The sequence below is a fragment of the Arthrobacter sp. 01T414 genome (genome assembly GCF_056398965.1).
Genome location: NZ_JBFTQK010000002.1, coordinates 113682 through 126107, shown reverse-complemented (window position 1 = coordinate 126107; position 12426 = coordinate 113682). Strand labels below are relative to the sequence as shown.

The window sequence follows — 12426 nt, the reverse complement described above, 5'->3', positions numbered from 1 at the left end:
GCTCCCCTAGCTGGTCCGGTTACGGACGGCGTCGACGATCCGCCGGACGGCCTCGGCAACGGGCACGCCGTTATCCTGGCTGCCGTCACGGAAGCGGAAGGACACGGCGCCGGCCTCGGCGTCGTCCCCGCCGGCGATCAGCACGAACGGGATCTTGTCCTTGCTGGCGGTGCGGATCTTCTTCGGGAACCGGTCCGAGGAGATGTCCACCTCGGCCCGGATGCCGGCGGCCTTGAGCTGGTCGACGACGTCGAACATGTAGTCGTTGAAGGCTTCGGCCACGGGGATGCCGACCACCTGCACGGGGGCCAGCCACGCCGGGAAGGCGCCGGCGTAGTGCTCGGTCAGGACCCCCATGAAGCGCTCCACCGAGCCGAACAGGGCGCGGTGGATCATCACGGGCCGCTGGCGGGTGCCGTCGGCGGCCTGGAACTCCAGTTCGAAGCGTTCGGGCAGGTTGAAGTCCAGCTGGATGGTGGACATCTGCCAGGTACGGCCGAGCGCGTCCCTGGCCTGGACCGAAATCTTCGGCCCGTAGAACGCTGCTCCACCCGGATCCGGGATGAGCTCGAGCCCGGAAGCTTCGGCCACTTCGGCGAGGGTGCGGGTGGCTTCCTCCCAGGTGGCGTCGTCGCCGACAAACTTCTCCTCGTTCTTGGTGGAGAGCTCGAGGTAGAAGTCGTCCAGGCCGTAGTCCTTGAGCAGCCCGAGGACGAAGTTCAGCGTCGAGGTGAGCTCGTCCTTCATCTGCTCGCGGGTGCAGTAAATGTGGGCGTCGTCCTGGGTCATGCCCCGGACGCGGGTCAGCCCGTGTACCACGCCGGACTTCTCGTAGCGGTAGACCGAGCCGAATTCGAAGAGACGCAGCGGGAGTTCGCGGTAGGAACGTCCACGGGACCTGAAGATCAGGTTGTGCATGGGGCAGTTCATCGGCTTCAGGTAGTAGTCCTGGCCGGGCTTGCGGACCGTGCCGTCCTCGTTCAGTTCAGCGTCGATGTGCATCGCCGGGAACATGCCGTCGCGGTACCAGTCCAGGTGGCCGGAGACCTCGTACAGGTGGCCCTTGGTGATGTGCGGGGTGTAGACGAACTCGTAGCCGGCATCGACGTGGCGCTGCCGGGAGTAGTCCTCCATGGCCTTGCGGATGATGCCGCCCTTGGGGTGGAACACCGGCAGGCCGGAGCCGAGTTCGTCCGGGAAGGAGAACAGGTCCAGCTCGGCGCCGAGCTTGCGGTGGTCGCGTCGCTCAGCCTCGGCAATTCGCTCCTGGTAGGCCTTGAGCGCGTCCTTGGTGGGCCAGGCGGTGCCGTAGATGCGCTGCAACTGCTGGTTGTTCTGGTTGCCCAGCCAGTAGGCCGCCGAGGAGCGGGTCAGCGCGAAAGCGTTGGAGATCAGCTTGGTGTTGGGCAGGTGCGGGCCGCGGCATAGATCGCACCAGACGCTGTCCCCGCTCTTGCGGTCCACGTTGTCGTAGATGGTGATGTCACCGGCGCCGACCTCGACGTTGACGCCCTCGCCGGCCTCGGCCGCTTCGTTCTTCTTGCCCAGGAGCTCGAGCTTGTAGGGCTCGTTCTTCATGGCCTCGCGCGCCTCGTCCTCGGAGACCACGCGGCGGACAAATTTCTGGTTCTGGTTGATGATCTTCTGCATCATCTTTTCCAGCTGGCGCAAGTCCTCCGGGGTGAAGGGCTCCGCGACGTCGAAGTCGAAGTAGAAACCGTCGGTGATGTACGGGCCAATGCCGAGCTTGGCATCGGGGCGCAGCTGCTGCACGGCCTGTGCCATCACGTGGGCGGTGGAGTGGCGCAGCACGTTGAGGCCGTCCGGGGAATCAATGGTGACACCTTCAATGGTGGCGCCTTCAGGCAGCGGCTGGTCCAGATCCTTGAGCTCGCCGTTGACGCGGGCCACAACGACGTCGCGGCGCTCAAAAAAGAGTTCCGCGCCGGTGGTCCCGGTAGTCACCTTGGTCTCTTCGCCGTCGACGAGAAGGGTGATCTGCTGGGCATCTGACACGGGTGTCTCCTATTCAAAGTTAAGGCTTCGTAGCTTGTGGCGTACGGGGACCACAGCCAGCCTCGTCCATGCTATCGGGTTCCGGATAGGCCAACCAACGCAGCTTGCGGCGGGTGAGCCGCCCGTCAGCGGTGGTTCAGCCGCCAAACCCGGTAATGGCAAGGGTCCGGCGGATTCCGTCCAGCGGCCCGGGCACCGCGACGTCGGGCTGGTTCCCGGCGCCGGCGCCGGCTGAAGCGGACCCCTCTTCCGCCGCGGTTCCAGGTACGGTTCCTGGTACGGCTCCGGGCGCGTCCCCGGGTATGGTTCCGGGCCCGGGGGTGGGGAACGGGAGGGTCTCGGTGCGGCTGAGGTCCCAGGCCATCGAGGCGCTGATGCTGATGCCCCGCGGTCCGGTCCGCCGGGTGGTTCCCCGGATCAGCAGCAGCCGCGTGCTGAACAGCAGCGGCCCGGCCTGTTCCTGGGCTTCATGGAAGAAGACCGAGTCGACGCAGCCGGTGCCGTCATCGATGCTGATGAACACCACCCGCCGGCCGCCGCGCATCGGCGGGGTCTGGGTGGCCACGCGCACCCCGGCCACCAGCACCTCGGTGCCGTTGCGCAACCCCAGCAGCTTGTCTGCCGTCGTTACGCCCAGCCGCTCCAGCAGGGGCCGGTGGCTGGCCATCAGGTGTCCGCTAACATCCAGCGCCATCAGGTCCAGTTCGGCGCGGACGGTTTCCACCAGCGTGGGGGCGGGCAGCCCGCCCTTCAGGTTCTTGAGCTCGACGTCGCCCAGCGGCAGCGCCAGCTGCCCCTCGATGATCTCGACGCCCTTGCGTTGCGGTCGGCCCTGCAGCTGCTGCAGGTGCTGGACCAGGTCTGCCCGGTTGGCGGTGCCGCCGGAGGAACGGTGCAGCGAGTCGAAGGCGCCAAGCTGTGCCAGCCGCTGGATGCTCGGTTTGCTGATCCGGGAGCGGGCCCGCAGGTCCGCGAGGGAATCATAGGGCTGGCCTGCCACGATCCGCTTCAGCTCGGCCCCGGACAGCCCGAAAATGCCGTTCAGGCTGAGCCGGATGCCGAGCTTGCCGCGGTCCGGGCCGGCCTCCACGCGTTCCACCCGGTATTCGGCCTGACTGCGGTTGATGTCCAGCGGAAGGATGGGAATCCCCAGCCGCCGGGCTTCGGCCACCAGCAGCCGCTTGGGATACATGCCCGGGTCGTGTTCCCAGAGCCCGGCCAAGAAGGCTTCCGGGTGGTGGGTCTTTAGCCACGCCGACTGGTAGGTAGGCACGGCGAAGGCGGCGCCGTGGGCCTTGCAGAAGCCGAAGCTGCCAAACGCCTTCAAGGTCCCCCAGACCTTGTCCACTACCTCGGGCGTGTAGTTCCGGGCCCGGGCTTCCCGGCGGAAAAATTCCTCCACCTTGGCCTCCAGCACCTCGTTGCCGAGCGCCCGCCGGAATTCGTCGGCCCGGGCCAGTCCGCAGCCGGTCATGACATGGAACGTCTTGAGGATCTGCTCGTGGAAGACGGTGACCCCGTGGGTCTCCTGGAGCACCGGCTTGAGGTCCGGGTGCGGGTAGACCTCCGGCGCGAAGCCATGCCGGTGTTCCAGGAATGGCCGGACCATGTCCGACTTCATCGGCCCCGGCCGGAACAACGAGATGTCGATGATGAGGTCGTTAAATTCCCGCGGCGCCAGCTTTCCGATCAGCTCCCGCTGGCCAGGGGACTCGATCTGGAAGCAGCCCAGGGTGTGGGTGCTGCGGATCAGCTCAAAGGTGGGTTCGTCGTCGAGCGGGACGGCGTTGAGGTCGATGTGGCCGTCGGCGGAGATGTAATCCGGGCCGTTTCCATCCGGCCCTGCCGGGTGGCGGCCTGCTGCCACCACCTCGGCCTTCGACGGGTGCAGTCGGACCACCTCCCGGACCGCGAACGCCATGGCGCTTTGCATGCGGACGCCGAGGACGTCGAGTTTGAGCATGCCCATCGGATCCATGTCGTGCTTGTCGAACTGGCTCATCGGCAGGCCCAGGCCGCTGGGCTGCACGGGGGTACGGTCCAGCAGGGTCGCGTCGCCGAGGATGACACCGCAGGGATGCATGGAAATGTGGCGCGGCAGCCGGTCCAACCGTTCGGTGAGGTCCACCAGCAGGTCCAGCTGTTGGTTTTCGGTGAAGTCCCGTTGTTCCACCCGGCCGGCGAATTCCTTCAGCTCCGGCTTCTCCACCAGGGCTTCGCGGAAGTTCCGGGCCGAAAACCGCCAGAGCTGCTTGGCGATCTCGTCGATGTCGCCGCCGTCCATGCCCAGGGCCAGGCCGGCGTCGCGGACGGCGCCGCGGGCGCGGTAACCGTTCTGCATGCTCATCAGCGTGACGCGCTCGGAGCCGAAGCGCTCAAAGATCTTCCGGTAGACGTTGTGCCGCTCGGCGCTTTCGACGTCGATGTCAATGTCCGGCAGGGTGGCGCGGTCCCGGGAGAGGAAGCGTTCGAAGATGAGGTCGTGCTGCAGCGGGTTGACCTGGCTGACCTCGATCAGGAAGTTGACCAGGCTGGATGCTCCCGAGCCGCGGGCGGCCGCCCTGACCCCCATGTCCAGGATCATCCGGGAAACTTCGGCGACCGTCAGGAAATACGAGGCGAAGCCCAAGCTGTCGATGATCCGCAGTTCGTGCTCCAGCCGGGCTCGCAGCTCTTCGGCGGGTTTGCCGGAGATCCCAGTGAAACGCCGGCTGATGCCCGCCTCACAGCGCTGCGTGAGCTCAACCAGCGGATCCCCCGCGATCCCGATGACCGAGGCTTCCGGGACCACTGGCTGCTTCCATCCCATGTCCGCGCCCGGGTCCATCCGGCAGCGGTCCGCGAGCGCCTCGGTATGGGCCAGCAGGCTCTTCAGGTCCGCGGCACCATAGCCCGCGGCGTGCATGATTTCCTGGCCCAGCCGCAGCATCTGCGCGGAGGACTTCAGCCAGCCCTGCCCGTTGGGTTGCAGCAGCGGCGCGGCGGAGAGCTCGGGCAGCGATTTCAGTGCCCGGGCGGAGTCCAGTACGTCCGCCGTGGCGGCGCCGTCCTCGGCGCAGTACCGTACGGCATTGCTCAGCACCGCGGGAACGGCGTGTTCCGCGGCAAGCTTGAGCATCCGCACGGCATGGGCGGTGCTCAGCGGTTCGCCGGGAGGGCTGAGCTGCGAGACGACCTCTGCGGCGAGGGTTCCTGCCGGCATGGCATCCAGCCAGCGCTTGAAGAGCGTCCGGGGGCGCAGGTACCGCCGGCCTCCCATGGCACGGCCGACATCCGAGTCCGGGCCGATCAGTACCGTTAGCACCGGTTTGAGGGTCTGCGGGTCCAGGGCGCGCGAGGCCAGTTCCGCCCTGGTCACGGCGACCGGCACAGTTCCCCCGGCCTTGCCCGTGGTTCGGGCGTGGGCATCGGAAACCAGCCTGCACAGCGCACGGTAGCCGGCACCGTCGTTTTGTCCGTGCGCCAGGACGACGACCCGTCCGCCCAGCTGGGTGCGGAGGTCCCCGTCGTCGTCGAAGACTGCCAGATCCACCCCGACGATCGCGTCCAGGCCCGCGGCCATGCACGCCTTCAGGTGCTTGACCGTGCCGTAGAGGCCGTCGCGGTCCGTGCAGGCGAGCGCTGTGGCACCGTCAGCGGCAGCAGCGGCTGCGAGTTCCTCCGGCCAGGACACCCCGTAGTGGGCGCTGAAGGCGGTGGCAACGTGCAGATGGGTGAAACTCATGCCGACTCGGTCTTCCTGAGTGGGTGAAGGGCATCATGGATCCGCAGCAACCGCCAGCGGCCGCTGCCAAGGTGCCGGCTCAGGTCCAGGGTGAGGGTCTGTTCCGGTGTGCCGGCCTCCCTGACCTGGATCCGCCAAATCTCGTGGTCCACCAGCCCCGGCCCGCTGCCCAATGGCGCGCGTTGCTCCTCGGCCCACCATTGCCGCCGCTCGAACCAGCGGACGGGTTCGGCGCAGACCTCGTAATGCCGCCCGGCCCAGTCAAGGGACAACGGCTGGCCGGCCGGGGTGCAGGCGACATCCACCGACTGACTGAATGTCCCCATGATGCCTCCCGGAAGCGCAGCCCTCTGGCAAGAATTTTGAGAGGGTATTCGAATATATTTTCGAACACTTCAAGTCTACGCCGGGCCCGGGACAAAACCTAGATGGGGGGTGGACGGACGCAGGCGCAGGTAGCAGGATTGAGCTATGAGCTCCCATAGCGCACTCCTGAAGCACGTAAGCATCGCCGCCAAGGATTCAACCTTGGTGGCGAAGTTCGATATAGACGGGAATATCCCGAGTTCCGGGGCCTATGTGGTGGGGCTCGTGGCGGCCACTCCGGACCATTCGCACCAGCGCCGGATGGAAATCGAGTTCATGAACGGCGAGGCCGTTTCTTTTTTCTGCTTCAGCCATGACGGCACGGAAGAGAACTTCGACCTCAAGGGCGTAGAGCACTCCGGCAACACCATTACCGGCAACTTTCCGCTCAGTACGGTGATGGGTCTGGCCAAGGGCCACCTGATGACGGCTTACAGCGATTGCGAGGGCCGCGAATACCAGGCCAACGTCCCGGTCGAAGAGTCGCTCTAACCGGTTCGACCAGCCTTAGCTGGAGGCTTTGTAGACATCCAGCTCGAGCCGGATGAAGGCATCGATCATGGCCCGGTAGGTCTGTTCGACAATCTCGGTGTCGATGTCCTTTTGCTCCGCCGTGGCCTTGACGTGCTCCAGGACCCGCTCCACGCGGCCTGGCGCCCTCACCTCGGCACTGTCCGCCTTCAGGGTGCCGGCAATCCGGATCAGCCGTTCGCGGCGGCCGATCAGCGCGACGATCTGCTCGTCCACCTCATCCACGGCCACCCGCACGGCGGCGAGCTGTTCCTTATCGGCCTGGGCTTCTTTGGCGTCACGGTGATGTGTGGACATGTGCATGACAGTATCGAATGATGCAACCACGAGTCGACTTCATCTCATTGGGTGTCCGCAGCGTTGACGCCTCACGCCGCTTCTACGTGGCAGGCCTCGGGTGGCCAGTCCACCGGGAGGTTCCCGGCGAAGTGGTCTTCCTCCAGGTCAACCACGGCCTTATCCTCTCGCTCTGGGACGCCGGGCAGATGCAGGCCGAGGCGGGCACCGACGCTCCGGCCGGCATCCCCTGCATCACGCTGAGCCACAACGTGGGCAGCGCCGACGAGGTGGACAAGGTGATGCGCCAGGCGGAGGCCGCCGGCGCCGTCGTCGTCGCCGCGCCGAAGACCCAGCCGTGGGGCGGCTACACGGGCTACTTCGCGGATCCGGACGGGTTCCGCTGGGAGGTCGCCTTCAACCCCACCTGGACGGTCGACGCCGGCGGCAAGGTCACCGTCTAGGGACTCCTAGAAGAGGCTGCCCACCGGTTCGATCAGCTCCGGGGAATCATTCTTCACGTTCCCGACGGCGGTGCCGACGGCGTCGATCCGCCAGCCCTCCGCGACGTCGTGCGCGCCGGCCCGGACCAGCCCCACGAGGGCGGCTGCGTCGTCGGCGTGCGGGTCCAGCCAGGCCTCCATCGTCCGGCGGTCCATCGGCAGCGGGACCCGGTCGTGCAGCGCCGTCAATTCCGCGAGCATGCCGCCCGCGTAACCCTCCGGCGGAGAATCCGTGGTCAGGATCGAGGTCGAGAGCAACCAGCGCTCCGGATCCCCCTCGGCCTTCGTCGGGTCCTTCCACCATTCATAGAGTCCCGCAAAAACTACCGGGCTGCCGTCCTTCGGGTGGACGTAGTAGGGCTGCTTGGCCTTGCCCTCGTCCTTCCACTCGTAATAGCCATCTGCCGGAACGGCACAGCGCCGGGTGCGGGTGGCCTTGCGGAACGCCGGCTTCTCCAAAACGCTCTCGCTGCGCGCGTTGATCATCTTCGAGCCGATGCCGGGGTCTTTGGCCCAGGACGGCACGAGTCCCCAGCGGGCCATGTGCAGCTGCCGCACCGGCTTTGGCGCGGCCCCGTCCTCGACGAGCCGCTCCAGCAGGATCGGCACGTCCGCGGTCGGCGCCACGTTCCACGAGGGCGGAATCACGATCTCTTCTTCCAGTTCGGCGTCGAATTCGGCGAGCAGGTCCCCGACGGCCCGGGCCATCACGTAGCGTCCACACACGGCACCAGCATGCCACCGCGGGCCGCCTACCGGGAATAGATCCAGGGAATAGCGCACTTCGGGTTACGGTTATTGGTAGTGACGTACGACTTTTGTCGGCAACCGGCGCTGCCACGCAGTACCTGCAACCAGCGCCGCCAACCCAGCTTTGAGGAGAACTTCGTGGACTTCATCCCCGATTCCGGCACCATCACCATGTTTTCGACCACCTGGTGCGGCTACTGCAACCGGCTGAAGAAGCAGCTGGACGCGCAGGGCATCGGGTACACCGAGATCAACATCGAGGAAGTCGAAGGCACCGCCGAACTCGTCGAGCAGCTCAACGGAGGCAACCGCACGGTCCCCACCGTGCTCTTCCCGGACGGCACCGCCGCCACCAACCCGTCCGCGGCCGAGGTCAAGAGCCGCCTCGCGGCCTAGGCCCCACTTTTTAGCGATATGTAGCGCTCACGACACGGCGCGGCCCCCTCAGGGCCGCGCCGTGTCCAGTTGTGCGACAGAGTAGTAAGACAGAGTTTCACGGCAACATCAGCGACACGAGCAAAGGAGCCAGCCCATGGTCCACGAAGTCAAAGGCGCAGTCGTCCGTTCCAAGAACGCACCCGTCACCCTGGAAACCATCCTGGTCCCGGATCCCGGACCCGGCGAAGCCCTGGTGGACATCCTCACCTGCGGCGTCTGCCACACCGACCTGCACTACAAGCAGGGCGCCATCAACGACGATTTCCCGTTCCTGCTCGGCCACGAGGCAACGGGCGTGGTGAACGCGGTCGGCCCCGACGTCACCGAGGTGGCCCCCGGCGACCGGGTGGTGCTGAACTGGCGCGCGGTCTGCGGCGAGTGCCGCGCCTGCCGCCGCGGCGAGCCGCAGTACTGCTTCAACACACACAACGCCACGCAGAAGATGACGCTGGCGGACGGCACCGAGCTCACCGCCGCGCTGGGCATCGGCGCCTTCGCCGAGAAGACCCTGGTCGCCGCCGGCCAGTGCACCAAGGTGGACCCCGACGCCGACCCCGCCGCGATCGGCCTGCTCGGCTGCGGCGTCATGGCCGGCCTCGGAGCCGCGATCAACACCGGTGACGTCCAGCGCGGCGATTCCGTCGCCGTGATCGGTTGCGGCGGCGTGGGCGTAGCGGCCGTGGCCGGTGCCGCGCTCGCCGGCGCCACCACCGTGATCGCGGTGGACGTCGACGCCAAGAAGCTCGAACTCGCCAAGGAACTCGGCGCCACCCACACCGTGGACTCCTCCGCCGTCGACCCGGTGGAGGCGATCCGCGAACTGACCGGCGGCTTCGGCGCCGACGTCGTGATCGATGCCGTGGGACGGCCGGAGACATACAAGCAGGCCTTCTACGCCCGCGACCTCGCCGGAACAGTGGTTCTGGTCGGCGTCCCCAGCCCGGAGATGACCCTGGAGCTGCCGCTGCTGGACGTCTTTGGCCGCGGCGGCTCGCTGAAGTCCTCCTGGTACGGCGACTGCCTGCCCTCCCGCGACTTCCCCATGCTGATCGACCTCTACCGGCAGGGCCGGCTGGATCTGGACGCCTTCGTCACGGAGCGGATCACGATCGAGCAGATCGAGGAAGCGTTCGAGAAGATGCACTCCGGGTCCGTGCTCCGCTCGGTGGTTGAGCTGTGAGCGGCGGTTCCGGTAACGGCCTCAGGATCGACCAGCTCGTCACTTCGGGCACGTTCTCGCTGGACGGCGGCACGTGGGACGTCGACAACAACGTCTGGATCGTCGGAGACGAGCAGGAATGCGTCGTGATCGATCCGGCCCACGACGCCGACGCCATCGCGTCCGCCGTCGCCGGGCGCACTGTTAAGGCCATCCTGCTCACCCACGGCCACGACGACCACATCGCCGCCGTGGGCGCGTTCCGCGGCCTGGTCAACGCACCGGTCTACCTGCACCGGGACGACTGGATGCTCTGGGACCGGGTCTTCCCGGGAACCAAGCCGGACCACGGCATCGACGACGGCGAGACCTTCGACGTCGCCGGCGCCCGACTGGTGGCGCTGCACACGCCGGGCCACTCCCCCGGCTCCGTGAGCTTCCGGCTGGAGAGCGAAGGCACGGTCTTCACCGGCGACACCCTGTTCCAGGGCGGTCCCGGAGCCACCGGCCGGTCCTTTAGCGATTTCCCCACCATCATCGAATCCATCAAGTCCCGGCTCCTGGCCCTGCCGGCGGACACCGTGGTGCGGACCGGGCACGGAGCTTCGACAACGGTCGGCGCCGAGGCGCCGCAGCTTGAGGAATGGATCGCGCGCGGCCACTAAGCGGCTACTTCCACAGTGCGGCCACTAAGCGGCTGGCACTGCCGGGGCCCCGTCAGGATTCAGGGCGGGGCCCCTGCTGTGCCCGGGATTATCGGCCGCCCTTAACCGCCTCGGCTCAGGGGACAGCCACGCTTTCGGCCCTGCGGGCGGCCAGGTACGGTTCCAGATTGTTGAAGGTGTACAGGTGCACGCCGGCCAGGGAGGGCTGGACGGCCGACAACTCGGATACGAGCCGTTGCGGCGAATAGTTGCCGCCGTCCATGAGCCGCCGGGCCAGCGGACCCTTGCGGCCGATGAACCGGAGCGAGGGTCCCACGCCGATCTTGGTGGCCAGCGAGATGAGCTTGGTCCGCGGCACCGACCCGGCGACGCCGGCCCACACCGGCAGGGCGACGCCTTCACGGCGCAGCAGCTCCACGTACCAGCTGATCCGGGCGGCGGAGAAGCACATCTGCGTGACCACGCTGGTGGCAAGGTGCTGCTTCTCCAGCAGGGCGTCGAGCATGCGCAGCTGGCTCTGCTGCGGATGCCCCTCGGGGTAGCCGGCGACGCCCACGGCCACGCTCCCGCCGGAGAGCTGGGCGATGTCTTCCAACAGCCGGGCGCTGCTCAGGTAGGGGCCCGCTGCCTGCGCCGCGTCCCCGCCGACGGCGAAGACCTCGTTGATTCCGGCAGCACCGCAATCCTTAAGGATGCCGGCGAGCTGGGTGCGGCTCTCGAGGCTGCGGGCGGCGAGGTGCGGCACCACGTCATAACCCAGGAGCCGAAGCTGGACAGCTGCCCGCATAGTGGGGTTGACCCCGTGGTGCGGCAGGCAGGTGACCGTGAGCGCGGAGCCCGGCGGCAGGCTTGACTGGACCCTGGCGACGATGCCGTCGGTGGGCACGATTTCCAGCCGGGTCGGAAGCGCAGGGGCACCGGCCGCGGGCCGGGATTTCGAAGACGTGGATGAAAGAGACTGAACCGTCACGTGGAACTCCAAGGAATGGCCGGCGCGACGCGCCGGAAGGGACAGGCCTGAGCGGTGGGATCCGGGGACCGGACCAGGTTCGTCATGCGAAGCCACCCGGACGTCGGGTGGCTTCGCATGACCGGGCGGGAGGCCGTCAGCGAAGGATGACGGTCCGGTTGCCGGAGAGAATGATGCGGCCTTCGGAATGCCAGCGGACGGCGTTCGTCAGGGCCTTGCATTCGGCGTCGCGGCCCACCGCCACTAGGTCAGCGGGCGCGTAGGTGTGGTCCACTTCGATGACCTGCTGCGCGATGATCGGCCCCTCATCCAGCTCCGAATTAACGTAGTGGGCGGTGGCCCCAACGGTCTTGACCCCCCGTTCGTACGCCTGGTGGTAGGGCTTGGCTCCCTTGAAACTCGGCAGGAAGGAATGGTGGATGTTGATTGCCCTGCCGGCGAGCCGGGCCGTGAGGTTGTCGCTCAGGACCTGCATGTAGCGGGCAAGGACAACCAGCTCCACATCGTAGGCATCCACCAGGGAGAGCAGCGTTGCCTCGGCCTCCGGCTTCGTCGCCTGGGTCACTGGCACATGGTGGAAGGGGATCCCATGCCAGGTGACCAGGTCCTCGTGGTCCCGGTGGTTGGACACCACCGCCACTATCTCGACCGGCAGTTCCCCGATGCGGGCGCGGAAGAGCAGGTCGTTGAGGCAGTGGCCGTATTTGGAGACCATGACGAGGATTCGCTGTTTCCGGCCGTGCCGCTCCAGGCGCCAGTTCATCGTCCATTCCGCGGCCACCGGCGTGAAGTCGCGCCGGAGTTCTTCGACGTCGGCGAAGCTGCCGGTCGAGACGAAATGCACCCTCATGAAGAAGTGCTGTTCCTGCCGGTCTCCGAACTGCTTGATGTCGACGATGTTGCAGCCGTGGTCCAGGAGGAATTTGGACACGGAGTGAATGATCCCCGGCGATTCCGCGCAGTCGAGGGTGAGGACAAACTCCGTACTCGATCCCTCCAGCTGTTCGGGGGCCGGGACGTTGGATGGC

12 protein-coding genes are annotated in these 12426 nt (G+C 67.0%); 5 read left to right on the top strand and 7 right to left on the bottom strand.

The window, feature by feature from the left end:
* Positions 1-6 precede the first annotated feature (6 nt).
* From thrS to AC1DK9_RS06055, 3 genes are all read right to left on the bottom strand, one after another.
* Positions 7-2016, bottom strand: a complete 2010-nt coding sequence (gene thrS, locus AC1DK9_RS06065; protein WP_476915315.1) for a threonine--tRNA ligase — start codon at positions 2014-2016, stop codon at positions 7-9.
* Positions 2017-2152: 136 nt separating this feature from the next.
* A complete protein-coding gene (locus tag AC1DK9_RS06060; RefSeq protein ID WP_476915314.1) occupies positions 2153-5740 on the bottom strand; it encodes a DNA polymerase III subunit alpha in 3588 nt (1195 codons plus the stop codon).
* On the bottom strand, positions 5737-6066 hold the full coding sequence (locus AC1DK9_RS06055; protein ID WP_476915313.1) for a DUF6504 family protein: 330 nt from the start codon (positions 6064-6066) through the stop codon (positions 5737-5739). Before AC1DK9_RS06055 ends, AC1DK9_RS06060 begins: the two co-directional genes overlap by 4 nt.
* Before the next feature lie 145 nt (positions 6067-6211).
* Here AC1DK9_RS06055 and AC1DK9_RS06050 point away from each other — a divergent pair, with 145 nt between their 5' ends.
* The gene (locus AC1DK9_RS06050; protein ID WP_441417674.1) at positions 6212-6598 is read left to right on the top strand and encodes a hypothetical protein; all 387 of its coding nucleotides are present in this window, start codon (positions 6212-6214) and stop codon (positions 6596-6598) included.
* Positions 6599-6613: 15 nt separating this feature from the next.
* Here the strand turns inward: AC1DK9_RS06050 and AC1DK9_RS06045 are convergent, their stop codons facing one another.
* Positions 6614-6940: a chorismate mutase gene (locus AC1DK9_RS06045; RefSeq protein ID WP_476860544.1), complete on the bottom strand. Its 327-nt coding sequence runs from the start codon at positions 6938-6940 to the stop codon at positions 6614-6616.
* Between the two features lie 14 nt (positions 6941-6954).
* Between AC1DK9_RS06045 and AC1DK9_RS06040 the strand changes: the two genes are divergently transcribed.
* The gene (locus tag AC1DK9_RS06040; RefSeq protein WP_476915618.1) at positions 6955-7377 is read left to right on the top strand and encodes a VOC family protein; all 423 of its coding nucleotides are present in this window, start codon (positions 6955-6957) and stop codon (positions 7375-7377) included.
* 6 nt (positions 7378-7383) lie between these two features.
* Here the strand turns inward: AC1DK9_RS06040 and AC1DK9_RS06035 are convergent, their stop codons facing one another.
* Positions 7384-8142 carry an SOS response-associated peptidase gene (locus AC1DK9_RS06035; RefSeq protein WP_476915312.1) on the bottom strand — a complete coding sequence of 253 codons (759 nt, stop codon included), beginning with the start codon at positions 8140-8142 and terminating at the stop codon, positions 7384-7386.
* Between the two features lie 162 nt (positions 8143-8304).
* Between AC1DK9_RS06035 and AC1DK9_RS06030 the strand changes: the two genes are divergently transcribed.
* The 3 genes from AC1DK9_RS06030 (at position 8305) to AC1DK9_RS06020 (ending at position 10428) form a co-directional block, all read left to right on the top strand.
* Positions 8305-8562 carry a mycoredoxin gene (locus tag AC1DK9_RS06030; RefSeq protein WP_476915311.1) on the top strand — a complete coding sequence of 86 codons (258 nt, stop codon included), beginning with the start codon at positions 8305-8307 and terminating at the stop codon, positions 8560-8562.
* A 136-nt stretch (positions 8563-8698) separates the two neighbouring features.
* On the top strand, positions 8699-9784 hold the full coding sequence (locus tag AC1DK9_RS06025; protein ID WP_476915310.1) for an S-(hydroxymethyl)mycothiol dehydrogenase: 1086 nt from the start codon (positions 8699-8701) through the stop codon (positions 9782-9784).
* On the top strand, positions 9781-10428 hold the full coding sequence (locus tag AC1DK9_RS06020; RefSeq protein ID WP_476915309.1) for an MBL fold metallo-hydrolase: 648 nt from the start codon (positions 9781-9783) through the stop codon (positions 10426-10428). Before AC1DK9_RS06025 ends, AC1DK9_RS06020 begins: the two co-directional genes overlap by 4 nt.
* 115 nt (positions 10429-10543) lie before the next feature.
* On the opposite strand, the gene AC1DK9_RS06015 is transcribed toward AC1DK9_RS06020, so the two are convergent.
* Both AC1DK9_RS06015 and purU read right to left on the bottom strand, forming a co-directional pair.
* On the bottom strand, positions 10544-11398 hold the full coding sequence (locus tag AC1DK9_RS06015; protein ID WP_476915308.1) for a methylenetetrahydrofolate reductase: 855 nt from the start codon (positions 11396-11398) through the stop codon (positions 10544-10546).
* A gap of 136 nt (positions 11399-11534) precedes the next feature.
* Entirely contained in the window at positions 11535-12398 is an 864-nt protein-coding gene (gene purU / locus AC1DK9_RS06010; RefSeq protein WP_476915617.1) for a formyltetrahydrofolate deformylase, read from the bottom strand.
* Positions 12399-12426: the final 28 nt, after the last annotated feature.